This window comes from Pseudaquabacterium inlustre (assembly GCF_038066595.1).
Lineage (GTDB): Bacteria > Pseudomonadota > Gammaproteobacteria > Burkholderiales > Burkholderiaceae_C > Pseudaquabacterium > Pseudaquabacterium inlustre.
Genome location: NZ_JBBUTH010000003.1, coordinates 625,213 through 650,012 on the forward strand (window position 1 = coordinate 625,213; position 24,800 = coordinate 650,012).

Annotated in this window: 23 protein-coding genes; 14 read left to right on the plus strand and 9 right to left on the minus strand. The window is 71.6% G+C overall.

The genetic code is table 11. The annotated features are described in order from the left end of the window. Window positions 1-95: 95 nt before the first annotated feature. Both argF and AACH10_RS08050 read right to left on the minus strand, forming a co-directional pair. Window positions 96-1,028 (minus strand): ornithine carbamoyltransferase, encoded by a 933-nt coding sequence (gene argF, locus AACH10_RS08045; protein ID WP_341409854.1) that lies wholly within the window; start codon window positions 1,026-1,028, stop codon window positions 96-98. An 8-nt stretch (window positions 1,029-1,036) separates the two neighbouring features. Continuing rightward, the gene (locus tag AACH10_RS08050; protein WP_341409855.1) at window positions 1,037-2,230 is read right to left on the minus strand and encodes an aspartate aminotransferase family protein; all 1,194 of its coding nucleotides are present in this window, start codon (window positions 2,228-2,230) and stop codon (window positions 1,037-1,039) included. 285 nt (window positions 2,231-2,515) lie between these two features. On the opposite strand from AACH10_RS08050, the gene AACH10_RS08055 reads away from it, so the two are divergent. Together AACH10_RS08055 and AACH10_RS08060 are read left to right on the plus strand one after the other, a co-directional pair. After that, entirely contained in the window at window positions 2,516-2,869 is a 354-nt protein-coding gene (locus tag AACH10_RS08055) for a DUF3579 domain-containing protein (protein ID WP_341409856.1), read from the plus strand. Window positions 2,870-3,102: 233 nt separating this feature from the next. Then, window positions 3,103-4,110: a tripartite tricarboxylate transporter substrate binding protein gene (locus AACH10_RS08060; protein WP_341409857.1), complete on the plus strand. Its 1,008-nt coding sequence runs from the start codon at window positions 3,103-3,105 to the stop codon at window positions 4,108-4,110. 120 nt (window positions 4,111-4,230) lie between these two features. Here AACH10_RS08060 and rpsT read toward each other — a convergent pair whose 3' ends face one another. Beyond that, window positions 4,231-4,545 carry a 30S ribosomal protein S20 gene (gene rpsT / locus AACH10_RS08065; RefSeq protein WP_341409858.1) on the minus strand — a complete coding sequence of 105 codons (315 nt, stop codon included), beginning with the start codon at window positions 4,543-4,545 and terminating at the stop codon, window positions 4,231-4,233. A gap of 173 nt (window positions 4,546-4,718) precedes the next feature. Between rpsT and murJ the strand changes: the two genes are divergently transcribed. The 9 genes from murJ (at window position 4,719) to AACH10_RS08110 (ending at window position 13,872) form a co-directional block, all read left to right on the plus strand. Then, a complete protein-coding gene (murJ, locus tag AACH10_RS08070) occupies window positions 4,719-6,287 on the plus strand; it encodes a murein biosynthesis integral membrane protein MurJ (RefSeq protein WP_341409859.1) in 1,569 nt (522 codons plus the stop codon). 109 nt (window positions 6,288-6,396) lie between these two features. Further along, a complete protein-coding gene (locus AACH10_RS08075) occupies window positions 6,397-7,263 on the plus strand; it encodes a SirB1 family protein (RefSeq protein WP_341409860.1) in 867 nt (288 codons plus the stop codon). A gap of 112 nt (window positions 7,264-7,375) precedes the next feature. Continuing rightward, window positions 7,376-8,437, plus strand: a complete 1,062-nt coding sequence (locus AACH10_RS08080; RefSeq protein ID WP_341409861.1) for an AI-2E family transporter — start codon at window positions 7,376-7,378, stop codon at window positions 8,435-8,437. A gap of 7 nt (window positions 8,438-8,444) precedes the next feature. Then, entirely contained in the window at window positions 8,445-9,134 is a 690-nt protein-coding gene (gene hda, locus AACH10_RS08085) for a DnaA regulatory inactivator Hda (protein ID WP_341409862.1), read from the plus strand. After that, on the plus strand, window positions 9,131-9,802 hold the full coding sequence (locus tag AACH10_RS08090) for a histidinol-phosphatase (RefSeq protein ID WP_341409863.1): 672 nt from the start codon (window positions 9,131-9,133) through the stop codon (window positions 9,800-9,802). The genes hda and AACH10_RS08090 overlap by 4 nt, the downstream gene beginning before the upstream one ends. Further along, window positions 9,799-11,499: a polynucleotide adenylyltransferase PcnB gene (gene pcnB / locus AACH10_RS08095; protein WP_341409864.1), complete on the plus strand. Its 1,701-nt coding sequence runs from the start codon at window positions 9,799-9,801 to the stop codon at window positions 11,497-11,499. Before AACH10_RS08090 ends, pcnB begins: the two co-directional genes overlap by 4 nt. A 66-nt stretch (window positions 11,500-11,565) precedes the next feature. Then, window positions 11,566-12,063 carry a 2-amino-4-hydroxy-6-hydroxymethyldihydropteridine diphosphokinase gene (folK, locus tag AACH10_RS08100; RefSeq protein WP_341409893.1) on the plus strand — a complete coding sequence of 166 codons (498 nt, stop codon included), beginning with the start codon at window positions 11,566-11,568 and terminating at the stop codon, window positions 12,061-12,063. 149 nt (window positions 12,064-12,212) lie between these two features. Beyond that, on the plus strand, window positions 12,213-12,860 hold the full coding sequence (locus tag AACH10_RS08105) for a DUF47 domain-containing protein (protein ID WP_341409865.1): 648 nt from the start codon (window positions 12,213-12,215) through the stop codon (window positions 12,858-12,860). 1 nt (window position 12,861) lies between these two features. After that, window positions 12,862-13,872 (plus strand): inorganic phosphate transporter, encoded by a 1,011-nt coding sequence (locus AACH10_RS08110; protein ID WP_341409866.1) that lies wholly within the window; start codon window positions 12,862-12,864, stop codon window positions 13,870-13,872. Here the strand turns inward: AACH10_RS08110 and pdxR are convergent. Then, entirely contained in the window at window positions 13,859-15,364 is a 1,506-nt protein-coding gene (gene pdxR, locus AACH10_RS08115; protein ID WP_341409867.1) for a MocR-like pyridoxine biosynthesis transcription factor PdxR, read from the minus strand. The two genes, AACH10_RS08110 and pdxR, sit on opposite strands and share 14 nt — an antisense overlap. 85 nt (window positions 15,365-15,449) lie before the next feature. Here pdxR and AACH10_RS08120 point away from each other — a divergent pair, with 85 nt between their 5' ends. Further along, on the plus strand, window positions 15,450-15,995 hold the full coding sequence (locus tag AACH10_RS08120; RefSeq protein ID WP_341409868.1) for an OsmC family protein: 546 nt from the start codon (window positions 15,450-15,452) through the stop codon (window positions 15,993-15,995). Beyond that, window positions 15,995-16,645, plus strand: a complete 651-nt coding sequence (locus tag AACH10_RS08125) for an FMN-binding negative transcriptional regulator (protein WP_341409869.1) — start codon at window positions 15,995-15,997, stop codon at window positions 16,643-16,645. The genes AACH10_RS08120 and AACH10_RS08125 overlap by 1 nt, the downstream gene beginning before the upstream one ends. Here the strand turns inward: AACH10_RS08125 and AACH10_RS08130 are convergent. From AACH10_RS08130 to AACH10_RS08150, 5 genes are all read right to left on the minus strand, one after another. After that, window positions 16,552-18,900 carry a cache domain-containing sensor histidine kinase gene (locus tag AACH10_RS08130; protein ID WP_341409870.1) on the minus strand — a complete coding sequence of 783 codons (2,349 nt, stop codon included), beginning with the start codon at window positions 18,898-18,900 and terminating at the stop codon, window positions 16,552-16,554. The genes AACH10_RS08125 and AACH10_RS08130 overlap by 94 nt on opposite strands. A gap of 35 nt (window positions 18,901-18,935) precedes the next feature. Continuing rightward, complete coding sequence (locus tag AACH10_RS08135) at window positions 18,936-19,562, minus strand: retropepsin-like aspartic protease family protein (RefSeq protein ID WP_341409871.1); 627 nt, start codon at window positions 19,560-19,562, stop codon at window positions 18,936-18,938. Between the two features lie 41 nt (window positions 19,563-19,603). Next, the gene (locus tag AACH10_RS08140; RefSeq protein WP_341409872.1) at window positions 19,604-20,104 is read right to left on the minus strand and encodes a YajQ family cyclic di-GMP-binding protein; all 501 of its coding nucleotides are present in this window, start codon (window positions 20,102-20,104) and stop codon (window positions 19,604-19,606) included. 140 nt (window positions 20,105-20,244) lie between these two features. Further along, window positions 20,245-22,686: an ATP-binding protein gene (locus AACH10_RS08145; RefSeq protein WP_341409873.1), complete on the minus strand. Its 2,442-nt coding sequence runs from the start codon at window positions 22,684-22,686 to the stop codon at window positions 20,245-20,247. After that, on the minus strand, window positions 22,683-23,237 hold the full coding sequence (locus tag AACH10_RS08150) for a putative pterin-binding protein (RefSeq protein WP_341409874.1): 555 nt from the start codon (window positions 23,235-23,237) through the stop codon (window positions 22,683-22,685). Before AACH10_RS08150 ends, AACH10_RS08145 begins: the two co-directional genes overlap by 4 nt. A 280-nt stretch (window positions 23,238-23,517) precedes the next feature. Here AACH10_RS08150 and murB point away from each other — a divergent pair, with 280 nt between their 5' ends. Further along, on the plus strand, window positions 23,518-24,570 hold the full coding sequence (gene murB, locus AACH10_RS08155) for a UDP-N-acetylmuramate dehydrogenase (protein ID WP_341409875.1): 1,053 nt from the start codon (window positions 23,518-23,520) through the stop codon (window positions 24,568-24,570). Window positions 24,571-24,800 lie beyond the last annotated feature (230 nt).

Consider the following 24,800-nt stretch of genomic DNA (forward strand, 5'->3'; position numbering starts at 1 on the left):
CGGCGATCGTGCAGCGTCTGGCTGACGAGGCACTGGCGCGTCGCGCCCGTGCAGGGCGGCCGCGCCGGCCACCGTGCGTGCTGTTGGCGCGGCACTCAGCCGATGCGGCCGAGCAGCAGGTACTCCATCAGCGCCTTCTGCACGTGCATGCGGTTCTCGGCCTCGTCCCAGACCACGCTTTGCGCGCCGTCGATGACCTCGGCCGTCACCTCCTCGCCGCGGTGCGCCGGCAGGCAGTGCATGAACAGCGCGTCGGGCTGGGCCACGGCCATCATCTCGGCATCGACGCACCAGTCGGCGAAGGCCTGGATGCGGGCCTCGTTCTCGGCCTCGTAGCCCATGCTGGTCCACACGTCGGTGGTCACCAGGTGGGCGCCGCGGCAGGCGTCCAGCGGGTTCTTGAAGACCTTGTAGCAGTTGGTGTTGGAGATGCCGGCCACGGCCGGATCGACCTCGTAGCCCGAGGGCGTGGACACATGCACCGTGAAGCCCAGGATCTCGGCCGCCTGCAGCCAGGTGTTGGCCATGTTGTTGCCGTCGCCCACCCAGGCCACCACCTTGCCCGCGATGCTGCCGCGGTGCTCGATGAAGGTGAAGATGTCGGCCAGGATCTGGCAGGGGTGGTACTCGTTGGTCAGGCCGTTGATCACCGGCACGCGCGAGGCGGCGGCGAAGTCGCGGATGCGCTGTTGCTCGAAGGTGCGGATCATCACCAGGTCCACCATGCGGCTGATGACGCGCGCGGTGTCCTGGATGGGCTCGCTGCGGCCCAGCTGGCTGTCGCCGGTGGTCAGGTGCACCACCGAACCACCCAGCTGGTACATGCCGGCCTCGAAGCTCACGCGGGTGCGCGTGCTGGCCTTCTCGAAGATCATCGCCAGCGTGCGATCGCTCAGCGGCGTGTAGCGCTCGTAGTTCTTGAAGCGCGTCTTGATGATGCGGGTGCGGTCGAAGAGGTAGGCGTACTCCTCGGCCCGCAGGTCCTTGAACTGCAGGTAGTGCTTCATCAGGCTCATCCCGGGTTTCATCGGTGGCTTCAGGCGGCAGGCTGGGCCAGGAAGGCGCGCATCAGCGGGGCCAGCTTGGCGATGAGTTCGTCGACCTCGGCGGCCGTGATGATCAGCGGCGGCAGCAGGCGCACCACGGTGTCGGCGGTCACGCTGATCAGCAGGCCGGCTTCGGCGGCCTGGGTCAGCAGCACGCCGCAGGGGCGGTCGAGCTCGATGCCCAGCATCAGGCCCTGGCCGCGCATCTCCTTGACACCCTGCACGCCTTCCAGCGCGGCGGCCAGGCCGTTGCGCAGGCGCTCGCCCATGGCCGCGGCGTGGGCCAGCAAGCCGTCTTCCTGCATGATCTTCAGCGTCTCGATGCCGGCGCGCATGGCCAGCGGGTTGCCGCCGAAGGTGGTGCCGTGGTTGCCGGGCTGCAGCACGTCGGCCGCACGCGGGCCGGCCACGATGGCGCCGATGGGCACGCCCGAGCCCAGGCCTTTGGCCAGCGGCATCACATCGGGCTGGATGCCGGCCCACTGGTGGGCGAACCACCGGCCGGTGCGGCCCAGGCCGCACTGCACCTCATCGAGCATCAGCAGCAGGTCGTGCTGGTCGCAGATCTGGCGCAGGCCCTGTAGCACCTCGGCGCGCGTGGGGTTGATGCCGCCTTCGCCCTGGATGGTCTCCAGGAAGATGGCCACGATGTTGGGGTTGGCCTGCACGGCGGCGCGCACCGCGTCCAGGTCGTTCAGCGGCAGGCGCACGAAGCCCTCGACCAGCGGCTCGAAGCCCTGCTGCACCTTGGGGTTGCCAGTGGCGCTGAGCGTGGCGATCGAGCGGCCGTGGAATGCCTTGTCGTAGACGATGACCTCGGGCCGGGCGATGCCCTTGTTGTGGCCGAACTTGCGCGCGATCTTCAGCGCGCCCTCGTTGGCCTCCAGGCCGGTGGAGCAGAAGAAGACCTTGCTGCTGTCGGGCAGGCCGGCCAGGCGCACCAGTTCGTCGGCCAGGGCTTCCTGCAGCGGTGCGGCGTAGTAGTTGCTGCAGTGGATCAGCTTGCCGACCTGGTCCTGCAGCGCCGGCACCAGCTTGGGGTGGGCGTGGCCGAGCGTGTTGACGGCGATGCCGCCCAGCGCGTCGAGGTATTCGCGGCCGTCGGTGTCCCAGACTCGGCAGCCTCGGCCGTGCGACAGCGCAAAAGGCAGTCGGCCGTAGGTGTTCATCACATGGGACGTCATGGCATCACTCCGGGGGGAAAACGGGATCGCGTCGGGGGAATGAAAAACCGGCGGATGCGTCGATCACATCGCGCCGGTACGAAAGCCCATTCTAAAGGTCGGGCTTGCGCGGCCGAAGACCGGGGATGGTCGTTCGCCGCGGTCGGCCATCGCTGCTGCGCTGCAGCACGGCTGTCACGTTCGCGGCACAATAGCGCCTTCTTCCTGTGGCCGATGGCCGGGGTCCGACCGGACCGACGGCCGACGACTGCTCCACCCGAGCCAGCCATCGACAGCACCGCCCGCATGACCGCCGCCAAACCCCGCGAGATCTTCATCCAGGGCATCACCAGCTCGGGGCGCCCGTTCCGTCCCAGCGACTGGGCGGAACGCCTGGCCGGCGCGCTGTCGTCGTTCCGCCCCAAGGGCGCCGGCATCGGCGCCCACATCGGCTATTCGCCGCTGTGCGTGCCGCGGGTCATCGAGGGGGTGAAGTGCGTGATCGTCAGCGAGGCGTTGCGCGACGTCGAGCCGATGGCCTGGGACTTCGTCATGAACTTCGCCCGCGACAACGATCTGCAGGTGGCCGAAGCCTGCCTGCTGCCCGACCCGCCGCTGGCCAGCGTGGTGACGCCGGCGCGCAAGGCGGCCAACGGCTGACGCCGCGGCGGCCGCAGCGCCGCACCCCCTGTGCCAACCGCCCCCGCCATGGGCAGGCGCGACCCCACTGACTGCTTCCTCCGTCCGGTCCTCGGGAAGCCCCTCCCAGGAGTTACCCGCGGCTGCCGCCTGCGTGACCCCCATGGGCGGCCGCTTGGTGCTGTGATCCGGTGGCTGCCCGCTGCGGGCGGCCCACCGCCGGCCACCGGCTGCCCGACGCAGGAGAGTCCGCCTTGACACATGCCCCCTTCGACGCCCGCCGCCGCATGCTCAGCGCCGGCCTGGGCAGCCTGATCGCCGCACCGGCGCTGATCGGCACGCCGACCCGCAGCCAGGCCCAGCCGGCGCCGGCCTGGAAGCCCGAGCGGCCGATCACGATCTACAACCCGTTCGCGGTCGGCGGCATCACCGACCTGCACATGCGCCTGCTGGGCGAGAAGGTGGGCAAGGCGCTGGGCCAGCTGGTGCTGGTGGACGCCAAGCCCGGCGCGGCCGGCACGCTGGCCCCGGCCGCGCTGATGTCGGCCAAGCCCGATGGCCACCAGCTGGCCGTCTACACCATCAACAGCCTGCGCTATCCGCACTACCAGCCCAGCAGCTGGCATGCGCTGAACGACTTCACCTTCATCACCGGGCTGTCGTCGTACACCTTCGCGCTGGTGGTGCGGGCCGATTCGCCGTGGAAGACGGTGGAGGACCTGTTCGCCGCCGGCAAGGCCAATCCCGAGAAGCACACCTACGGCACCAGCGGCATCGGGGGCTCGGGCCATCTGATGATGATCGAGATCGAGCAGAAGGCGGGGGCGCGCTTCACGCACGTGCCCTACAAGGGCGGCGCCGAATGGATGCAGGCCCTGATGGCTGGTCACATCGACTTCCTGGCCGATGCCTCGCAGTGGGGGCCTTTCGTCGACGACGGACGCGCACGCATCCTGGCGATGGTGACGGAGCAGCGCCTGCCGAAGTACGCCAACGTGCCCACCTTGCGTGAGCGTGGCATCGACGCGGTGGGTCAGAGCCCCTACGGCCTGGTTGGCCCCAAGGGCCTGCCGCCGGCCGTGGTGCAGACGCTGCACGAGGCGTTCACCGCCGCCAACAGCGCGCCCGACACGCTGGAACTGCTGGCGCGCTACATCCAGGTGCCCTGGAAGAAGAACCCGGCCGAGTACCGGGCCTTCGCCGAGAGCTACTACGTCAGCGTCAAGCCGCTGCTGGTCAAGGCCGGGCTGGCCAAGGGCTGAGCCGGGATCGTGCCGGTGACTGTGCCGGTGATTGGCCATCGCCGCAGCGCGGCGCCAGGGGCCGGAAACGACAAAGGCCCGCTTGCGCGGGCCTTCGTGCTTGCACCATCCGGAATTTGATCAGGCGGCGGCAGCCAGGGCCTTGATCTTGGCGGCCAGGCGGCTCTTGTGGCGAGCGGCCTTGTTCTTGTGGAAGAGACCCTTGTCGGCGATCGAGTCGATCACGGGCTGGGCCTTCTTGAACAGTTCGGCCGGCGCGGCCTTGTCACCACCGGCAGCGGCCTTGTCGAGGGCCTTCTGCACGTTCTTGATGACGGTGCGGAAATGCGAACGCAGCGCGGTGTTGGCGGCGTTCAGCTTCACGTCCTGGCGAGCGCGCTTGCGGCCCGACGCCAGACGGACGGTTTTCTTCTTGGCTTTGGAGGAGGTGGCCATTGTGGTGCTGGCTCCGGATGGGGCAAAGACTATGACTATAGCATGTCGCGTCAAGGCTTTCCAGTGCAGCTGAAGTCGCGGGGCGCGGCTTCCTATAATTCGCGCCCTTCGCCCCTGCCAGCGGGCGCTTTCGTCGCCCACCACGCGCCTTGTCCGCCGTGCGGCGCAGCCGCATGAATCTCTTCAAGGCCGTCTTCTCCGTTTCGGCGCTCACGCTGCTGTCGCGCATCACCGGGCTGGTGCGCGAGCAGATCGGGGCCGCGCTGTTCGGCACCTCGGCGATGATGGACGCGTTCCAGATCGCCTTCCGCATTCCCAACCTGTTGCGCCGGCTGTTCGCCGAGGGCGCGTTCTCGCAGGCCTTCGTGCCGCTGCTGGCGGCCACCCGCGCCACCGAGGGCGACGCCGCCACGCGCGACCTGGTCGACGCCGTGGCCACCGTGCTGGCCTGGGCGCTGGTGGTCACCTGCGCGCTGGGCATCCTGGCCGCGCCGGGCCTGGTGTGGCTGCTGGCCTCGGGCTTCACGCCCGAGACCGAGGCGGCCGCCACCGCGATGACGCGCTGGATGTTCCCGTACATCGGCTGCATGTCGCTGGTGGCGCTGGCCTCGGGCGTGCTGAACACCTGGAAGCGCTTCGCCATCCCGGCGTTCACGCCGGTGCTGCTGAACCTGTCGGTGATCGCCGCGGCGTTGCTGGGCGTGCCCGTGCTGCGCCGCCACGGCATCGAGCCGGTGTTCGCGCTGACGCTGGGCGTGATGGTGGGCGGCGTGCTGCAGCTGGCGCTGCAGGTGCCGGCGCTGGCGCGCATCGGCATGCTGCCGCGCCTGGGCGTCACCGTGGGCCGCCTGCGCGCGGCCTGGCATCACCCCGGCGTGCGCCGCATCCTGGCCAAGATGGCGCCGGCCCTGGTGGGCGTGTCGGTGGCGCAGCTGAGCCTGATGATCAACTCGCAGATCGCCTCGTACCTGGGCGTGGGCGCGGTCTCGTCGCTGGTCTATGCCGACCGGCTGATGGAACTGCCCACCGCGCTGCTGGGCGTGGCGCTGGGCGTGGTGCTGACGCCGCAGCTGTCGGCGGCCAAGGCCCAGGGCGACCAGGCGGCCTATTCGGGCCTGCTCGACTGGGGCCTGCGCCTGGTGCTGCTGCTGGCGCTGCCCTGCGCGGTGGCGCTGCTGCTGTTCGCCGAGCCGATGGTGGCCGTGCTGTTCCACCGCGGCGCCTTCGACGCGCGGGCCGTGCACACCACCACGCTGGCGGTGATGGGCTATGGCGCCGGCGTCATCGGCCTGGTGGGCGTGAAGGTGGCGGCGCCGGCCTATTTCGCGCAGCAGGACATGGCCACGCCGATGCGCGTGGCCATCGTGGCCCTGGTGCTCACGCAGCTGATGAACGCGGCCTTCATCCTGGGCGCCGGCATGGGCGTGGCGGCGCTGGCGCTGTCGATCGGCCTGGCGGCCAACGCCAACGCTGTGCTGCTGATCGCCGGCCTGAAGCGGCGCGGCAGCTACACGCCGGGCGCCGGCTGGGCGGGCTTCGCGCTGCGCGTGCTGCTGGGCTGCGCGGTGATGGGCGGCTGGATGTGGCTGCTGGCGCAGCGCATCGACTGGCTGGCACTGGGCCGCCACGAGGCGCTGCGCGCCGGTGCGATGGCCGCGGCGCTGGGCTCGTCGGCGCTGATCTACTTCGGCGTGCTGCGTTTGGCCGGCGTGAACCTGCGCAACTTCATGCGCAAGTCCTGAAACTGGGGCACCCGGCCCGGCGGGTACGCCAGGCCACCCGCCGGGCGGGTGCGCCGACTGGCTTGGGTCGGCCCGGCGCTCGGTCGGCGCGGCACCTACACTTCGCTGCATGCCATTCCTGCCGCTGCACCCGCCCGGCGCCCTCGAGTACTTCGCCAACCTGGTGGCCGAGGACGAGGGCTTCGCGCTGCTCGAAGCCGCCATCTGCGTGGCGCAGGACGAAGAACCGGCGCTCGACGTGCAGGCCGTGGTCGGCGAGATCGACCGCCTGGGCGGCCGGCTGAAGGCGCGGCTGCCGGCCGACGCCTCGCCGCTCAGCCGCGTGCGGGCGCTCAACCGCTACTTCTTCGACGAGCTGGGCTTCGCCGGCAACGTCAACGACTACTACGACCGCGACAACAGCTACATCCACGCCGTGCTGGCCAGCCGGCGCGGCATCCCGATCACGCTGGCGCTGATCTACATCGAGCTGGCCGGCCAGCTGGGACTGTGGGCGCGCGGCGTGTCCTTCCCCGGCCACTTCCTGGTCAAGCTGCGGCTGCCGCAGGGCGAGGTGCTGCTCGACCCGTTCAACGGCCGCTCGCTGTCGCGCGACGAGTTGGATGAGCGCCTGGCGCCCTACCGCCGCCGCCACGGCCTGGAGGGCGACTTCGAGACGCCGCTGGGCCTGTTCCTGCAGGCGGCGCCGGCGCGCGACGTGCTGGCGCGGCTGCTGCGCAACCTGAAGGAAATCCACCGCACCGCCGAGGACTGGCCGCGCCTGCTGGCGGTGCAGCAGCGCCTGGTGCTGCTGCTGCCCGATGCGGCGGACGAGCGGCGCGACCGCGGTCTGGCCTGGGCCGAACTGGGCCGCCACGGCGAGGCCATGGCCGATCTGGAAGCCTACCTGGCCGTCGCACCAGCGGCCGACGACGCCGGTGCGCTGCGCCAGCGCCTGGCCGAGATGCGCCGCGACGGCGCGCCGCGCCTGCATTGATCGGCCGCCCGGCGATGGCCGGCGTTGCGCTGAGCCGCGGCGGGACCCATGGACGCTCCGCCTACAATCGCGGGCTTCGCGCGGGCCGTCCGGCGTGCGTCGCGCACCGCCGATGACCCTCAGTTCCACCCAACGACAAACCCTCACCTGGACCGCCCTGGCGCTGGCGGTGGCGCTGCTGCTGTGGCTGCTGGCGCCGGTGTTGACACCCTTCCTGGTGGCGGCGGTGCTGGCCTACATGCTGCATCCGATGGTCGAGCGCCTGGCGCGGCGCGGCCTGCCGCGGGTGCTGGCGGTGCTGTTCGTCGAGGTGCTGGCGTTGCTGGCGGCGATGTCGCTGCTGCTGTTGCTGGTGCCGGTGCTGGTCAAGGAGATTCCGGCGCTCAAGGCGCAGATCCCGCCGCTGCTCGACCGCCTGGACGCCACGCTGTCGCCCTGGTTGGCGCAGTTCGGCATCCAGGTGAACCTCGACCTGGCCAGCCTGAAGGCCTGGGTGGTGCAGGTGATGGACGACAAGGGCGAGGACTGGCTGGCCGCCGCACTCAATTCGGCCCGCCTGGGCGGCAGCGTGATGCTGTCGCTGATCGGCAATGCGGTGCTGGTGCCGGTGGTGCTGTACTACCTGCTGTCCGACTGGTCGGCCCTGGTGGCGCGGGCGCAGTCGCTGATCCCGCCGCGCATGCGCGCACCGGTCACCGGCTTCATGGACGAGTGCGACGCGGTGCTGGGCCAGTACCTGCGTGGTCAGGTGCTGGTGATGGTGGCGCTGGCCGTCTACTACGCCGTGGCGCTGGCCGTGGCGCGCTTCGACCTGGCGCTGCCGGTGGGCGTGTTCACCGGGCTGGCGGTGTTCGTGCCCTATGTGGGCTTCGGCCTCGGCCTGGCGTTGGCGGTGCTGGCCGGGCTGCTGCAGTTCGGCACGCTGGCGGCGCTGGGCTGGGTGGCGCTGATCTACGGCGCCGGCCAGGTGCTGGAGAGCTTCGTGCTCACGCCGCGCCTGGTGGGCGAGCGCATCGGCCTGTCGCCGCTGGCGGTGATCTTCGCGTTGATGGCCTTCGGCCAGCTGTTCGGCTTCGTCGGCGTGCTGGTGGCGCTGCCCGCCAGCGCGGTGGCCGTGGTGGCGGCGCGCCGGCTGCGCGTGGCCTACCTGGCCAGCGAGATCTACCGCGGATGAGCCGTCCATGAAGCAGATCCCGCTGCCGATTGCGCCGCCGCCGGCCGACCGCTTCGACACCGTGCAGGTGGGCGCCAATGCCGCCGCCGTGCAGCACCTGCGCGGCTTGGGCCTGGACGGCGTGGCCGCCGCGCCGGTGTACCTGTGGGGTGACACCGGCAGCGGCAAGACCCGCCTGCTGCGCGCCATGGCCACCGAGCGTCAGGACCACGGCGAGCGCGTGGGCTGGTTCGATGCCGCCGACCCGCTGCCCTGGACCTTCGACGAAGCCTGGTCGCTGGTGGTGGTCGATCGCTGCGAGGCGCTGGACGCGGCGCGCCAGCAGGCGGCCTTCGCGCTGTTCATCGACGCCGGCACGCATGGCGTGCAATGGCTGGCCGCCGGCCGCCAGCCGCCGGTGGACCTGCCGCTGCGCGACGACCTGCGCACCCGCCTGGGCTGGGGCCATGTGTTCGCGCTGCAGCCGCTGGGCGAGGCCGAGACGCGCAGCGCGCTGCGCCGCGAGGCCGACCGCCGCGGCATCTTCCTGTCCGACGACGTGATGGACTACCTGCTCACCCGATTCACCCGCAACCTGGGCCACCTGATGAACCTGCTCGACCGGCTGGACGAGTTCGCGCTGTCCGAGCACCGCAGCGTCACCGTGCCGCTGCTGAAGAAGATGCTGGCCGAAGACAGCGGCGAGGGCGCGCGATGAACCTGGCGCTGTTCGACCTCGACGGCACGCTGATCCCCGGCGACTCCGACCACGCCTTCGGCGCCTTCATGATCGCCATGGGCTGGGTGGATGCCGCCGAGCACGCCCGCCGCAACGACGGCTTCTACCTGCAGTACCTGGCCGGCACGCTGGACATCGACGAGTACGTCGAGTTCGCCACCCATGCCTGGCGCGTGCGCCCGCTGGCCGAGCAGGAGGCGGCGCGCCAGCGCTTCATGGCCGAGGTGATGGCGCCGATGATCCAGCCGCAGGCGCTGGACCTGGTGCGTGCGCACCAGCAGGCCGGCGACCTGGTGGCCATCGTCACCGCCACCAACGAGTTCGTCACGCGCCCGGTGGCCACGGCCTTCGGCGTGCCCGAGCTGATCGCCGTCGAGCTGCAGCGCGACGCCGAGGGCCGCGCCACCGGCCGCATCGCCGGCGTGCCCTCGTTTCGCGAAGGCAAGATCGACCGCGTGAACCAGTGGCTGGCCGCGCGCGGTCAGGCCTTCGGCGATTTCGATCGCACCGTGTTCTACAGTGACTCCACCAACGACCTGCCGCTGCTCGAACGGGTGAGCGAGCCGGTGGCCACCAATCCCGGCCCGGCGCTCGAGACCCTCGCGCGTGAACGTGGCTGGCGCATCCTGAGGTTGTTCGACCAATGATCAAGAAGCTGATCCAGCGCCTGCTCGGCCAGGGCGACGCAGCGGTCCAAGCCGCGGCCGCCGCTGCGGCCACGCAGGCCGTTCCGGCGCGCCCCAAGATCCCGCTGGGCAAGCGCGTGGAGGTGCCGGTCACCGAGCACGGCATCGACCGCCATCTGGTGGACGACCGCGCCATCAAGGTGGTGCGCACGCTGCAGCAGGCCGGCTATGAGGCCTACATCGTGGGTGGCGCGGTGCGCGACCTGCTGGTGGGCCGCGCGCCCAAGGACTTCGACGTGGCCACCAACGCCACGCCCGAGCAGGTCAAGGGCCTGTTCCGCCGCGCCTTCATCATCGGCCGGCGCTTTCGCATCGTGCACGTGGTGCATGGCCGCGGCCGCGACCACGAGGTGATCGAGGTCTCGACCTTCCGCGCCTACCTCGACTCGGCCGACGCCACCCAGGTGGGCGGCAACGAGAAGACCGCCAAGGCCGAGCTGGCAGGTCAGGCCCATGCGGTGGACGCCAGCGGCCGCGTGCTGCGCGACAACGTCTGGGGCCCGCAGATCGAGGACGCCGCGCGCCGCGACTTCACGGTCAACGCGATGTACTACGACCCCGAGACGCAGATCGTGGTCGATTACCACGGCGGCCTGGCCGACGTGAAGGCCAAGCGTCTGCGCCTGATCGGCGATGCGGCCACGCGCTACCGCGAAGACCCGGTGCGCATCCTGCGCGCCATCCGCTTCGAGGCCAAGCTGGGCTTCGAGCTCGAGGCCGCGACGGCCGCGCCGATCCCGGCCATCGTGCCGCAGCTGGCCGACGTGCCGATCTCGCGCATGTTCGACGAGATGATCAAGCTGCTGCAGACCGGCCACGCGCTGGCCAGCCTGGAGGTGCTGCAGAAGCACGGCCTGCACCGCGGCGTGTTCCCGGTGCTGGAGGCCGTGTTCGACGAGCGCCGCAGTTCCGAGCAGCGCATGGCCTTCGTGCGCATGGCGCTGTCCGACACCGACCGCCGCGTCGGCGAAGGCAAGCCGGTGGCGCCCAGCTTCCTGCTGGCCAGCCTGCTGTGGCACGACGTGCTGGACGGCTGGAACGAGCGCCGCGCCGCGGGCGAGCACCTGGTGCCGGCGTTGCAGGCGGCCATCGACGCGGTGTTCGACGCGCGCATCGGCGATGTCTCGGGCCGCGGCAAGCTGGGTGCCGACATGCGCGAGATCTGGATGATGCAGCCGCGCTTCGAGCGCCGTCAGCCCAACACCGCGTACTCGCTGATCGAGCAGCCGCGCTTTCGCGCCGGCTTCGACTTCCTGCGCCTGCGCGCCGATGTGGGCGAGGCGCCGGCCGAGCTGGCCGACTGGTGGGAAGACTTCTCGCTGGGCAGCGACGAGGACCGCGAGGCCTTGCTGGCCGCGGTGCGCGAAGCCCAGCGCCAGCCGCCCAAGCGCGTGCCCAAGGCGGCCAAGCCGGCACGTCCGGCGCCGGTGGCCGACCCGGGTGACGGGGCGGGGGATGCGTCATCCGCGCACGACGGCGACGACGCGGCCGATGATGGCGCCGAGGCCGATGGCGACGCGCTGGCCGGCGAGGGCGCCGAGACCGGCGCTGCGCCGGCGCGCAAGCGCCGCCGCCGCCGCCGCAAGCCGGCGGGTGGAACCGGTGGGGCCGGTGGTGCCGGTGGCCAGGGCGGCAGCCCGGCACCGGCTGGCGACTGAACCCGATTGACCGCCGCTGACGGCGTGTGGCCCGGGCCGTCATCCGACGGGCCGGGCGCCGACGCGCTGGCGCCGCACGAGGCCCTGGTGGGCCTGGGGGCCAACCTCGGCGATGCGCGCGCGGCGCTGCGGGCCGCGCTGGACGCACTGGCCGCGCTGCCCGGTTGCCGCGTGCTGGCCTGCTCGTCGCTGTACCGCAGCGCGCCGGTGGACGCCGACGGCCCCGATTTCCTCAATGCCGTGGCCCTGCTGCACACGCCGCTGGCACCCGCCGCGCTGCTGGCCGCGCTGCATGGCATCGAGCAGGCCCAGGGCCGGGCACGCCCTTACCGCAACGCGCCTCGCACGCTGGATCTGGACCTGCTGCTGCATGGCGACCACCGCAGCCAGACGGCGGCGCTGACGCTGCCCCATCCGCGTCTGCACCAGCGCGCCTTCGTGCTGCTGCCGCTGCTGGAACTGCGCCCGCAGTTGCAGGTGCCGGGCCTGGGTCCGCTGGCGGCCTGGCTGGACGGCGTGGCCGGCCAGCGCATCGAGCGCCTGCCGCCGTCTGCCACCACCTGATTGCGGGTTTGAGGGTTTTCCTCAGTTCCCGCATCGGGCGCTTGCGGCGGCCTGCATACAATCGCGCCGCGACAAACCGATGACGAATCGGTGACCGAGCGGGCGGCGTTCGCCCGGCCCCGCTGTAATTCCCCCTGGAGACTCCCCCCATGTTGTTCGGCAAGCTGCTGCCGCGCGAAGGCAATTTTTTCGCCATGTTCGATGAGCATGGCAAGCACATCGCCGAGGGTGCGCGCGCCTTCCAGAACCTGGTGCAGTCGTATGCCGACCCGGTGCTGCGCGAGAAGTACGCCAACGAGGTCGATCACTTCGAGAAGCAGGCCGACCGCGTGACCGCCGAGGTCAACCGCCTGCTGCACAAGACCTTCATCACGCCGCTGGACCGCGAGCAGATCCACGGCCTGATCAATGCCATGGACGACATCCTCGACCTGCTGCAGGACTCGGCCGAGGTGATGGCCCTGTACGACCTGCAGAAGATGAACGAGGACGTGCTGCGCCTGGCCGAGATCAGCGCCAAGTGCTGCGAGCGCGTGCAGCATGCCGTGAGTCTGCTGCCCAAGCTGAGCCAGCCCGCCGTGGCCGAGGCCGCGCTGAAGACCTGCGAGGAGATCGACCGCCTCGAGAGCGATGCCGACCGCGTGATGCGCTCGGCGATGAGCAAGCTGTTCCGCGACAACATCGACGTGCGCGAGCTGATCAAGCTGAAGGCCGTGTACGAGCACCTGGAGTCGATCTCCGACCGCTGCGAGGACGTGGCCAACATGATCGAGGGCATCGTCCTGGAGAATTCCTGACATGGACGCGATGCAGATCGGCTTCTGGGCCGTGGCGATGCTCGTCGTCCTGGCCCTGGTGTTCGACTTCATGAACGGCTTCCACGACGCGGCGAACTCGATCGCCACCGTCGTGTCCACCGGCGTGCTCAAGCCGCAGCACGCGGTGCTGTTCGCCGCCTTCTTCAACGTGGTGGCGATCGGGGTGTTCCAGCTCAAGGTGGCGGCCACGGTGGGCAAGGGCATTGCCGAGCCCGGCATCATCGACCACCATGTGGTGTTCGGTGCCCTGGTCGGTGCGATCACCTGGAACGTCATCACCTGGTACTACGGCATCCCGTCGTCGAGCTCGCATGCGCTGATCGGCGGCATCGTCGGTGCGGTCATCGCCAAGGCCGGCGCCGGCAAGCTGATCGGTGCGGGCGTGGGCAAGACGGTGCTGTTCATCTTCGTCTCGCCGCTGCTGGGCTTCACCCTCGGCTCGCTGATGATGGTGCTGGTGGCCTGGATCTGCCGGCGAACGCCACCGCTCAAGGTCGACCGCTGGTTCCGCCGCCTGCAGCTGGTGTCGGCCGGCCTGTACTCGCTGGGCCATGGCGGCAATGACGCGCAGAAGACCATCGGCATCATCTGGATGCTGCTGATCTCGTCGGGCTATGCCGCCGCCAGCGACAAGATGCCGCCCAGCTGGGTGATCTGGTCGTGCTACCTGGCGATCGGCTTCGGCACCATGTTCGGCGGCTGGCGCATCGTCAAGACCATGGGTCAGAAGATCACCAAGCTCAAGCCGGTGGGCGGCTTCTGCGCCGAGACCGGTGGGGCGATGACGCTGTTCATCGCCACTGCCATCGGCGTGCCGGTGAGCACCACGCACACCATCACAGGCGCCATCGTCGGCGTGGGCTCGGTGCGCAATGCCTCGGCCGTGCGCTGGGGCATCGCCGGCAACATCGTCTGGGCCTGGGTGCTGACGATTCCCGCCTCGGCCTTCGTCGCCGCGGTGGCCTACTGGGCCAGCTTCACGCTGTACTGACGACCGCGCGGCGCAGCAGCGGGCCCACGGCCCGCGCCGCCGCCTGCAGCGCCGCCGCTTCGTAGGCGGCATGCCCGAACAGCCAGCCGCGCCGCGGCGCAGCCACGGTGTAGCGCGACAGCGGCGCCAGCAGCACGCCGCGCCGGGCGGCGGCCGCGCTCACGGTCGCGTCGTCCACCGCAGACGCCACCTCGGCGCACAGGTGCATGCCGTGTTCGGCGGCCGTCAGTTGCAGCGCGCCGTGCGTGGCCTCGGCCAGGGCCTGCACCATCACCGCCTGGCGCTGCGCATACAGCTCGCGCATGCGCCGCAGGTGGCGCAGCAGATGGCCCTCGGCGATGAAGCGCGCCAGCACCGCCTGGGCCTCGCCGGGGCTGTGCCGGTCGCTCAGCGCCTTGGCCGCGGCAAAGGCCGGCATCAGCGTCGCCGGCAGCACCAGAAAGCCCAGGCGCAGGCCCGGGTGCAGCGTCTTCGAGAAGGTGCCCACGTAGATCACGCGGCCGTCGTGCGGCAGGCTGGTCAGCGCCGGCATGCGGTGCGCGCCGTACTGGAACTCACCGTCGTAGTCGTCCTCGACGATCCAGGCCCCGGCCTCGCGCGCCCAGTCGATCAGCGCCAGCCGGCGTGCCAGGCTCATGCGCAGGCCCAACGGGAACTGGTGCGTGGGCGTCACCACCGCCAGGCGCGCGGCGGGCCAGCGCTCGCGCGCCACATCCAGCGCCAGGCCTTCGGCATCCACCGGCACCGGGCACACGCGGGCGCCGTGGCCCACCAGGCTGGCGCGGATGCCGGGATAGCCGGGGTCCTCCACCCACACCGGGTCGCCGGCATCCAGCAGCAGCCGCGCCACCAGGTCGATGGCCTGCTGCGAGCCGGCGGTCACCAGCACCTGGCCCGGCTCGCAGCGCACGCCGCGCGAGGCCCACAGCCATTGCGCGATGGCTTCGCGCAACGCCGGCGTGCCGGCCGGATCGAGGTACTGCGCCTGGGCCTGGCGCTGCGCCGGGCCATGGCCGCGCGCCAGCCGGTCCCACAGCGCGAACGGAAAGCGCGCCACCTCGGGCGCACCGATGCGAAAGGGCAGGGCCGCGGTCAGCGGCGGCTGCCAGCGCAGCGCCGTGTCGGCGATCAGCCGGCCGCGCTCAGACAAGGCCAGCATCGGCGCCGCGATGCCGGCGCCGGGCCGGGCCGCAAGCCCTGGCGCGGTCGGCGCGGGCCCGGCCGGCAATGCCGCGAGGCCCGGCCGCAGCGCCGCGAGGTCCTCGGCCACATAGCTGCCGTCGCCGACACGGCCGCGCACATAGCCCTCGGCCTGCAGCCGCGCCATGGCCCACAGCACGGTGTTGCGGCCCACGCCCAGGGCCTGCGCCTGCTCGCGCGTGGGCGGCAGCCGCGTGCCGGGCGCGAAGCTGCCCTGCTCGATGGCCGCGCGCAGTTGGCGGTACACCTGCAGCCGCTTGGGCACGGCGGCTTTGGTTCCCTGCGCACGCATCAATTGGCTCCTTGCATTGCCGGATTATTCGCTACGCTGGCAAGCCATTGCAGCCGCCGCCTGCGCCTCCGAGCGCCGTCTTCCGATGTCCCACTACACCGCCACCATCGCCTGGCAGCGCGATGCGCAGCCCTTCACCGACCGGCGCTACAGCCGCGCCCACCGCTGGCACTTCGACGGTGGCATCGACCTGCCGGCCTCGTCGTCGCCGCAGGTGGTGCCGCTGCCGATGTCCGACGCCTCGGCGGTCGATCCCGAGGAGGCCTTCGTCGCCGCGCTGTCGAGCTGCCACCTGCTGTGGTTCCTGGACCTGGCCTGCCGTGCCGGCTGGGTGGTGGACGACTACCGCGACGAGGCCAGCGGCACGCTGGCGCGCGATGCCCAGGGCCGCCTGGCCATGACCGAGGTGACGCTGCGCCCGCGTGTGCGCTGGGCCGGCGACCGCCAGCCCGATGCTGCCGAGGTGCTGCGCCTGCACCATGCGGCGCACGAGGCCTGCTTCATCGCGAACTCGGTGCGCAGCGAGGTGCGCTGCGAGCCGCAGTTCGACGGGCCGATCGCTGAGACCCACACTGCGGCGCAGCCCGTAGCCCACCCCGCAGCCCACCCCTTGTCGCCGGAGACCCGCTGATGTACCTGCCCCGCCATTTCGAGGAAGTCCGGCCCGAGGCGCTGCAGGCGCTGATGCAGGCCCATCCGATGGGCCTGCTGGTCACGGCCGGCGCGCAGGGCGCGCCGGTGGCCGATGCGCTGCCCTTCCTGTACGAGCCGCCGTCCGCCGATGCGCCGCAGGGCCGGCTGCTGGCCCATGTGGCGCGCGCCAATCCGCTGTGGCAGGCGGCGCAGGGGCGCGAGGTGCTGGTGGTGTTCCAGGGGCCGCAGGGCTATGTCTCGCCGGGCTGGTATCCCAGCAAGGCCGAGCACGGCAAGGTGGTGCCGACCTGGAACTACGCCATGGTGCAGGCCCGCGGCACACTGCGCGCGATCGATGACGCCGCGGCGGCGCGCGACGTGGTCGAGCGCCTGACGGCCCGCCACGAGGCCCCGATGCCGGCGCCCTGGGCGGTGGCCGATGCGCCGGCCGACTACCTGGCCGCGATGCTGCGCGCCATCGTCGCCATCGAGATCCCGCTCAGCGCGCTGACGGGCAAGTTCAAGCTCAGCCAGAACCGCAGCGAGGCCGAGCGTCAGGGCGTGGTGTCGGGGCTGGGCGGCCTGGGCCCCGAGGCGGCGCCGCTGGCCGCCTGGACGGCCGCCGGCGGCCCGCCCGACGCCGGCTGAGCGCCCGGGCCCGGCAGCTCCGGCGCGTCCGGTGCGCCGGCACCCTCGGTGGGGGCGTCGATGGCGGGCAGGCGGATCTCGAACACCGCGCCGCCATCGGGCGCATTGCCCGCGCGGATCTTGCCGCGGTGGGCCTGCACGATCTTGCGGCAGATGGCCAGGCCCAGGCCGGTGCCGCCGGCGCCGCTCTTGGTGCGGCTGGACTGCACGAAGGCGCCGAAGATCGAGTCCAGTTCGTCGTCGGGGATGCCGGGGCCACAGTCGCGCACGCGGATGATGTGCCGCCCCTCGGCGCTGGTGTGCCAGTCGATGTGCACGTCGCTGGCCTCGGGCGCGAAGCGGATGGCGTTGGCCAGCAGGTTGCGCATCACCTGCTGCAGCCGCACCGGGTCGGCCAGCGCCCACAGCGGCTGCGGGTCGGGCGGCGGCACCAGGTGGATGCCGCGGCGCCCGGCCAGGGGCTGCAGTTCCTCGCGCACCTCCAGCAGCGGCCCGGCCAGGTCCACCGGCTGCAGGCGGATGTGGCCCACGGTGGACTCCAGCCGCGACAGGTCCAGCAGGTTGTTCACCAGCGCCAGCATGCGGTTGCCGGCGGCGTGGATGTCGCTGAACATGGTCTGCAGCCGGCGGTCGCCGGTGGTGCGGGTCAGACCCAGTTCGGAGTAGCCCAGGATGCTTTGCAGCGGCGTGCGCAGCTCGTGGCTGATGTTGGCCAGGAACTCGCTCTTGGCCGTGTTGGCGCGCTCGGCCGCCAGCCGCGCCTGCTGGGTGCGCACCTCGGCCTCGCGGAACTCGCTGACGTCGGTCAGGCAGCCGATCAGGCCGGCCACGCGGCCGTCCTCGCCGGTGAACGGGGTCACGCGGATCAGCACGTCGCGCGGCAGGCCGTCGGCGTCCAGCAGCGGCTGCTCGAAGGCGGCCGGCCGGCGCTGGGCGATGGCCAGGCGTTCCTGGGCGTCCACCGGCGCGGCCAGGTGGGCCGGGTACAGGCGGCGCATGCTGCGGCCGATCACGCGCTCGGCCGGCAGCCCGGTGAGGTCGGTGAACGCCTTGTTGACGCGGGTGAAGCGGCCCTCGACGTCCTTCACCACCATGGGCACCGGGCACAGCTCGAACAGGCGCTCGGTGAAGGCATGCTGCGCGGCCATGCGGCCCTGTGCCTGGGCCAGGCGGGCCCGCACGCGCTCGTGGCCGTGCAGGCTGCGCCAGGCCAGCGTGCCCAGCGCCAGGATCAGCAGCAGCACGCCGCCGGTGGCCAGCGCGGTGGCCCGGGTCACGCGGACCATCTGCGCCTGCACGGCGGCCTGCGGCACCTCGGCCACCAGCACCAGCGGATGCCGGCGCGCCGAGCGGAAGGTGGCCAGCACCGGCGCACCGTCCACGCCGGCGCCCTCGAAGCGGCCCTGCTCGCGCGCGGGCAGGAAGCGCTCGAAGATGGCCTGTGCACGCGCCGGCTCGCCGGGCGCCAGGTGCACCTCGTCGCTGGCGGCGATCAGCCGGCGGTCGTAGCTGAGCATGGCCGCGCGCAGCGGCAGGTCGCCCACCATCAGCTGGTACTGGTTGGCGAAGTAGTCGGCGCTCACCGCGGCCACCAGCCAGGCATCGGCCAGCGTCGGGGCCATCGGGGGCGTGCCGGCGCTGGCCAGCGGGCGCACCAGCGGCAGTACCGCCGGACGGGTCAGCCCCGGCGGCGAGGCGGTGCCGGCGGGCAGCGTCTCGCCGGGGGCGGCCAGTTCGGCCAGATCGCGCACGGTGAGCAGGCCGCCGAGCCCGCCGCGGGCGCTGCCCGGCAGCAGCTTCTGGCGCGGGATGCGCCGCTCCAGGTTCTCGGCACTCGAGCTGGCCAGCACCCGGCCATCGCCGGCCACCAGGCTGACGCTGCGCAGGTAGGGCTGGCCCTGCAGCGTGCGCTGCAGCGTGGTGTTGAGTGCGGCGGTGTCCAGCGCCTCGGGGTGGTTGGCCAAGCCGTCGGCGATGCCGGCCAGCGCCAGGTCGATGGTGGTGAAGGTGCGGTTGGCCTGGTCCTCGATCAGGCGGGCGAACAGCTCGCTCTGGTCGGACGCGGCCTCGTCCAGCGCGCGGCGCTGCACGGTCAGGTAGCCGCCGGCCACGGCCAGCGCCAGCAAGGCCAGCAGCAGCGTGCCGGCCAGCGCGGCGCGGCTGTGCAGCCACAGCGGCAGGCGGGCGTCACCGGTCGCCGCCAGCGACTCGGGGAACAGGGGGGCGTCGGCAGGGCGGGCGGGCCGGGCGCTCATGGTGGGGGGGGGTGGCGCGGCGGGCTGCCCGCCACTCAGGGCTTCTTCTCCAGCCGCATCGTGTCACCGTCGCGGCGCATCGTGAAGCGGTCGAGGAAGCTGTTGCCCAGCAGGATCACCGGCATCTCGGCCGGCAGCACGGTGGCGCGCACGTTCATCACCTCCACGCCGGCGATCTTCACCGAACTGAGGGTCAGGCTGTGCACGGGCACCAGGCCGTTGGCGGTCATGCTCTGGCCGCGCTGGCCGCTCTTCCAGTCCAGCCCGATGCGGTTGGCCTCGGACTGGCTCAGCGCCACGGTGGTGGCGCCGGTGTCGACGGTGAACTGCACCGTGCGGCCGTTGATCGTGCCGGTGGCGACGAAGTGCCCGCCCTCGCTGGCCGGCAGCACGATCACGTTGCCGACGGACGGTGTGCTGGCGCCGATGCCCACCTGGGCCGGCGAGGCGCCCAGCCGCAGCAGCTGGCGCTGGCCGCCGACCTCGACCTCGGCCTCGCCATCGCCCAGGCGCCGCAGCGTGACGCCGCGTGCCGACGCGCCGACCGCCAGGGTCTGCGGCTGGCCGTCGATCAGCAGCAGCGCGCGGCCGTTGCCCATGCTGCCGGCCAGCGACACGCTCTGCGCCCCGGCCAGCACGGGTGCCAGGACCAGGGCGCCCATCGCCAGCCAGGATCGCGGCCAGGATGGCGCCATGCGTGCGCTCAATCCCTGAAGTTGTTGAAGGCCAGCGGGAAGTCGGTGACGTCCTTCTTCAGCAGCGCCATCGTGGCCTGCAGGTCGTCGCGCTTGGCGCCGGTGACGCGCACCGTGTCACCCTGGATCGCGGCCTGCACCTTGAGCTTGCTCTGCTTGACGATGCCCTGGATCTTCTTGGCGGTGTCGCTGTCGATGCCCTGGCGCACCTTGAGCACCTGGCGCACCTTGTCGCCGCCCATCTTCTCGATCTTGGCGGTCAGGTCGAGGAAGCGCACGTCGACGCCGCGCTTGGTCAGCTTGGCCAGCAGCACGTCGCGCACCTGGCCGATCTGGAAATCGCTGTCGGCATGCAGCTCGAGCGAGCGGTCCTTGCCCTGCTCGGTGCTTTCGATGCGGGCCGACGAGCCCTTGAAATCGAAGCGCGTGCCGATTTCCTTGTTGCTCTGGTCGACCGCGTTGCGCAGCTCCACGAGGTTGGGTTCGAGAACGGTGTCGAAGCTGGGCATGGTGCGGGCGGAGTCCGGTCGGTGTCAGAGCGTGAAAATTTTGCCATGCGGCGCTGCCGCACCGTGGCGCGACGACCGGGCTGGGGGTGGTGCCGGTGCGGGGACCGCCGATGGGGCCGCTGGTGGGGCCGGCCGCGCGATCAGAGGAAGCCCATGCGTTGCAGCAGGCCGCGCGCGGTCTGCAGCCGGTCGCGCAGCAGCTGGGCGGTGGCGGCGCACTGCTCGGCCGACCAGCTGGCACCGTGCAGTTCGGTCTCGCGCACGGTCTCGTTCACCGCGCGCAGGCCCAGGCTGGCCGCGCTGCCCTTGATGGCATGGGCCAGCGGGCGCAGGCGCTCGGCCTGCCCGGCGTCCAGCGCGGCCAGCAGGGCGGCCTGGCTGCCCGACTCGTCGGCAAAAAAGCCCTCCAGCACCGTGCGGTAGCCGTTCAGCGACACGCCGACGCAGACCTCGCCGATGATGGCCATGTCCAGCTGCGCCACCACATCGGCCGCGCGGTAGCGTCGGCGCGGCGCGGCCGCCGACGTGGCCGCCGACGTGGCTGTTGGTGCATCGGCCGCAGGCGGTGCGGGCTGCAGGGGGCGGGGGGCGGGCAGGGTGCTGGCTTTCGACACGGCGATGGCTGGCTGGCTGGGCGCCGCGGATGGCGGCGCCTGCACCGCAGTATCCGCCTGTTGCGGTGCCGGCGGCGCGGCGTCCACCGACCTGAGCAGGGGGGCAGCGGCCCGCCAGCGGGCGCCGAACTGGCGCACCAGCAGTCGCTCGATGTCTTCGGGCCGCACCGGCTTGGACAGGAAATGGTCCATGCCGGCGGCCAGGGCCCGCTCCCGCGTCTCGGGGAAGGCGTCGGCGGTCAGCGCCACCACCGGCACCTGGCCGGCCGGCGGCGGCAGCGCGCGCAGCGCCCGGGTGGTCTCCAGGCCGTCGCGCACCGGCATGTGCAGGTCCATGAACACCAGGTCGGGGTGCTCCAGCTGCACGGTGGCCAGCGCCTCCACGCCGTCGGCGGCCAGCAGCACCTCGTGGCCCATGCGCTCCAGCAGCAGCGCCATCACGCGGCGGTTGACCGGGTGGTCGTCGGCCACCAGCAGGCGCAAGCGGGTGCCCGCGGGCGGCTCGCCACCATCGTCGGCTGCGGCCGGGGCGGGCGGCGCGGCGTCGGTGGGTGGCGGGCATTCGCGCAGCGTCAGGCTCAGCGTGAAGCGCGATCCCTCGCCCGGACTGCTGCGCACGGTGATGTCGCCGCCCATGCGGCGCGCCAGGTTGCGCGAGATCTCCAGCCCCAGGCCCGTGCCGCCGTAGCGCCGCGCGGTGCCGGTGTCGCCCTGGGCGAAGCGCTGGAACAGCCGCGCCTGCATCGCGTCGTCCATGCCGATGCCGGTGTCGCTGACCTCGAAGTCCAGCGTCACCAGGCCGTCGGCGCCCACGGGGGCCGGGCCGCGCGTGACGCGCAAGGCCACCTGGCCGCGCTCGGTGAACTTCACCGCATTGGCCACCAGGTTGAACAGGATCTGCTTAAGCCGCTTGGCATCGGCCACCACGCCGGCCGGCACGTCGGCGCCGCGCTCGACCTGCATCGCCAGGCCCTTGGCACCGGCCGCGGCGGCCATCGGCACGCGCACCTCCTCGAGCAGGCGCGACAACGCCAGCGGCTCGGGGTGCATGTCGAGCCGGCCCGACTCGAGCTTGGAGATGTCGAGGATGTCGTTGAGCAGCTCCAGCAGGTGCGTGGCCGACTCGCGTGCGGTGCGCAGCTGGTCGGCCTGCTCGGGGCTCAGCGGGCTGCGCTCCAGCACCGCCAGCATGCCCAGCATGCCGTTGAAGGGCGTGCGCAACTCGTGGCTCATGTTGGCCAGGAAGGCGCTCTTGGCCTGGCTGGCGCTCTCGGCCTCCAGCCGGGCCTGCTGCAGGTGGTCGGCCAGCTGCTCCAGCTCGCCGCGGCGGCGGCGCAGCGCGGCCGCCTGGCGGGCGGTGAGCATCGCGAAGGCCAGCGTCAGCACGCTCTGGAAGGCGGTGAGGCCGATGGCCACCTGGCTCTGGTCGCGCACGGCCTCGTTGCGGCGCGCGATCTGCGCCGCCACGATCTGGTTGGACAGCAGCGACAGGTCGTGGATCGGGTCGTACAGCGGTTCCAGCTCGTCGAGGACGGCGCGCAGCTGGGCGGGCTTCAGCGGGCCCCGGGCGCCCTCGGCCAGCACCGCGTCGTGGTGGGCCACGAAGGCCTGCAGCGCGGCGATGGTGCGCTCATGGTCGGCACCGATCTCGACGATGGTGCGGGTGCGCGCCGGGTCCACCAGCGGCAGGCGGCTGGCGAACAGCTCGTAGCGGAAACGCAGCGTGTCGCTGTCGTCGCGCTCGGGGTGGCGCTCGGCGTCGCGCAGCTTGTCGCGCAGCAGCAGGTATTCGCTCTCCAGCTGGAAGAAGCTCCAGACCAGGTTGTCACCGTCGTAGCGCACCGAGCTCGACAGCAGCGCCACCTGGCGGTACTGGATGAAGGCGATGGCGGCAAAGGCCAGCACCAGGCCCATGCCGATCACCAGCAGCCAGGGCGATCGGCGCCCGGCGCCGGTGGTGGTGTTCACTTCACCTCGAGGGCGCGGAGCTGCCAGGCCGAGCGGCTGTAGTAGCGCTCCTGGCGCAGCTCGGCGCTTTCGTCGAAGTTGTAGATGATGAACAGCGGGCCCTTCTCACGCAGCGACATCGGCTTGTCGTCCAGCCGCGTGGCCAGGATCATCTTGAAGGTGCGCGCATCCTCGGCCGGGATCTCGGCCTTGTAGTTGTTCAGCGCCACGGCCTTCAGCGTCTTGGCGCCCTGGGCACCCGCGGCGGCCAGCACGTCGCGCAGCAGCGGGCCCGAAAAGCGCCGCGGTGTCTTGAACCAGGGCGTGGCCGTGGTGAAGGCATGCTGCGGCAGCGCGTCCAGCATGGCCAGGTCGAAATCGGCTCCGGCCGGTCCGTTGGTGACCGTGACCGCACCGCTGACGGTCAGCAGCACCTTGCCGGCCGGCGCATCCAGCGCCAGCGCGGGCAAGCCGCCCAGCAGGCCGGCCAGCGCCAGCAGCGCCTCGCGGCGGCCAGGCAGGCGGGCTGCGTGGGCACGGGCTTGATCGGGGTGGGCGGGCTGGCGGCTCATGGTGGGGCAGCGGTCGGATCGGTCGATGGGAGGTGGCCCGAGCCGACGACACAGGCCGCCGATGGGTACCGGAAACACGAGGCAGACCGCCCGCGCAGGACTGCGCATAGCGGCCACAGTGTGCCATCGGGCAAGACCGACACCTCGACAGTGGGCGAGGGAAATGCCTGACTGTCACTGATTTTGCCGATTTCCCCGGTTCCGCAGGTATGAATTCTGTCAATTTGCCGGCGCTACCGTGTCCGGCGGGCAGGCGGCGGGGCTGGGCGAAAATGGCGGCATGTCTCTTGCCCCGTCCGCGCTGGCGATCGAGCAGGCCGCCAGCCTGCGCGACTACAACACCTTCGGCCTGCCGGCCGTGGCCCGCACGCTGGTGCACATCCGCGGCGATGCCGATGTGCGCCGCCTGCTCGAACACCCCGAATGGGGCATGGCGCCCAAGCTGGTGCTGGGCGGCGGCAGCAACATCGTGCTGACGCGCGATCCGCAGGCCGTGGTGCTGCACGTGGCGGTGGCCGGCCGGCGCCTGGTGGCCGAGACCGACGACGCCTGGATCGTCGAATTCGGCGCCGGCGAGCGCTGGCACGACGCCGTGGCCTGGACGCTGGACAACGGCTGGCCGGGCCTGGAGAACATGGCACTGATCCCCGGCACCGTGGGTGCCGCACCGGTGCAGAACATCGGCGCCTACGGGCTGGAACTGGCCGACCGCTTCCACAGCCTGGACGCGGTGGACCTGATCACCGGCCGCACCGTGACGCTGGACCACGCGGCCTGCCGCTTCGGCTACCGTGACAGCGTGTTCAAGCGCGATGCGGCCGAAGGCGGCCTGGCCGGCAAGAGCGTGATCACCCGCGTGCGCCTGCGCCTGCCCAAGCCCTGGCAGCCGGTGCTGGGCTACCTGGACCTGGAACGGCGCATGGCCGAGACCGGCAACCACCAGCCCGATGCGCGCACCGTGTTCGACTGGGTGTGCGCGATCCGCCGCGCCAAGCTGCCCGACCCGGCCGTCATCGGCAACGCCGGCAGCTTCTTCAAGAACCCGGTGGTCAGCGCCGAGCAGTGCCACGACATCATCGCGCGCGACCCGCACGTGGTGCATTACGTGCTGCCCGACGGCCGCTTCAAGCTGGCCGCGGGCTGGCTGATCGACGCCTGCGGCTGGAAGGGTAAGACCATCGGCCATGCCGGCGTCTACGAAAAGCAGGCGCTGGTGCTGGTCAACCGCGGTGGCGCCACCGGGGCCGAGGTGGTGACGCTGGCGCGTGCGATCCAGGAAAGCGTCTACGGGCGGTTCGGGATTCGGCTGGAGCCGGAGCCGGTGATCCTTTGACTTTTGGCGCGTCTGGCGTGTTGGTCTTTCCCTGACGGCTGGTTCTTCGCATTGTTCTTTGCAGCGCGCCGGGATTTCGCCCCGGCGGGCGACCTACTTTCTTTTCGCGAATGTTCAGACCGATGACATAGGTAACACCTGTGCCAGGACATGGGTAACGCTTTCGAGGCTGAAGCCAACGGAAGAGCCCATGGTCTGGACGGAGAGAAATACCGTGTCCCTGCGCGAGG

Bases quoted from the DNA above. Each gene is read 5' to 3' on its own strand.
- AACH10_RS08125 (WP_341409869.1), top strand. From the start codon at position 15,995: ATGTACCTGCCCCGCCATTTCGAGGAAGTCCGGCCCGAGGCGCTGCAG.
- AACH10_RS08120 (WP_341409868.1), top strand. From the start codon at position 15,450: ATGTCCCACTACACCGCCACCATCGCCTGGCAGCGCGATGCGCAGCCC.
- AACH10_RS08080 (WP_341409861.1), top strand. From the start codon at position 7,376: ATGACCCTCAGTTCCACCCAACGACAAACCCTCACCTGGACCGCCCTG.
- pcnB (WP_341409864.1), top strand. From the start codon at position 9,799: ATGATCAAGAAGCTGATCCAGCGCCTGCTCGGCCAGGGCGACGCAGCG.
- argF (WP_341409854.1), bottom strand. From the start codon at position 1,028: ATGAAACCCGGGATGAGCCTGATGAAGCACTACCTGCAGTTCAAGGAC.
- murB (WP_341409875.1), top strand. From the start codon at position 23,518: ATGTCTCTTGCCCCGTCCGCGCTGGCGATCGAGCAGGCCGCCAGCCTG.
- AACH10_RS08075 (WP_341409860.1), top strand. From the start codon at position 6,397: ATGCCATTCCTGCCGCTGCACCCGCCCGGCGCCCTCGAGTACTTCGCC.
- AACH10_RS08130 (WP_341409870.1), bottom strand. From the start codon at position 18,900: ATGAGCGCCCGGCCCGCCCGCCCTGCCGACGCCCCCCTGTTCCCCGAG.
- AACH10_RS08140 (WP_341409872.1), bottom strand. From the start codon at position 20,104: ATGCCCAGCTTCGACACCGTTCTCGAACCCAACCTCGTGGAGCTGCGC.
- AACH10_RS08150 (WP_341409874.1), bottom strand. From the start codon at position 23,237: ATGAGCCGCCAGCCCGCCCACCCCGATCAAGCCCGTGCCCACGCAGCC.
- AACH10_RS08090 (WP_341409863.1), top strand. From the start codon at position 9,131: ATGAACCTGGCGCTGTTCGACCTCGACGGCACGCTGATCCCCGGCGAC.
- AACH10_RS08055 (WP_341409856.1), top strand. From the start codon at position 2,516: ATGACCGCCGCCAAACCCCGCGAGATCTTCATCCAGGGCATCACCAGC.
- AACH10_RS08135 (WP_341409871.1), bottom strand. From the start codon at position 19,562: ATGGGCGCCCTGGTCCTGGCACCCGTGCTGGCCGGGGCGCAGAGCGTG.
- rpsT (WP_341409858.1), bottom strand. From the start codon at position 4,545: ATGGCCACCTCCTCCAAAGCCAAGAAGAAAACCGTCCGTCTGGCGTCG.
- AACH10_RS08105 (WP_341409865.1), top strand. From the start codon at position 12,213: ATGTTGTTCGGCAAGCTGCTGCCGCGCGAAGGCAATTTTTTCGCCATG.
- murJ (WP_341409859.1), top strand. From the start codon at position 4,719: ATGAATCTCTTCAAGGCCGTCTTCTCCGTTTCGGCGCTCACGCTGCTG.
- hda (WP_341409862.1), top strand. From the start codon at position 8,445: ATGAAGCAGATCCCGCTGCCGATTGCGCCGCCGCCGGCCGACCGCTTC.
- pdxR (WP_341409867.1), bottom strand. From the start codon at position 15,364: ATGCGTGCGCAGGGAACCAAAGCCGCCGTGCCCAAGCGGCTGCAGGTG.
- AACH10_RS08050 (WP_341409855.1), bottom strand. From the start codon at position 2,230: ATGACGTCCCATGTGATGAACACCTACGGCCGACTGCCTTTTGCGCTG.
- AACH10_RS08110 (WP_341409866.1), top strand. From the start codon at position 12,862: ATGGACGCGATGCAGATCGGCTTCTGGGCCGTGGCGATGCTCGTCGTC.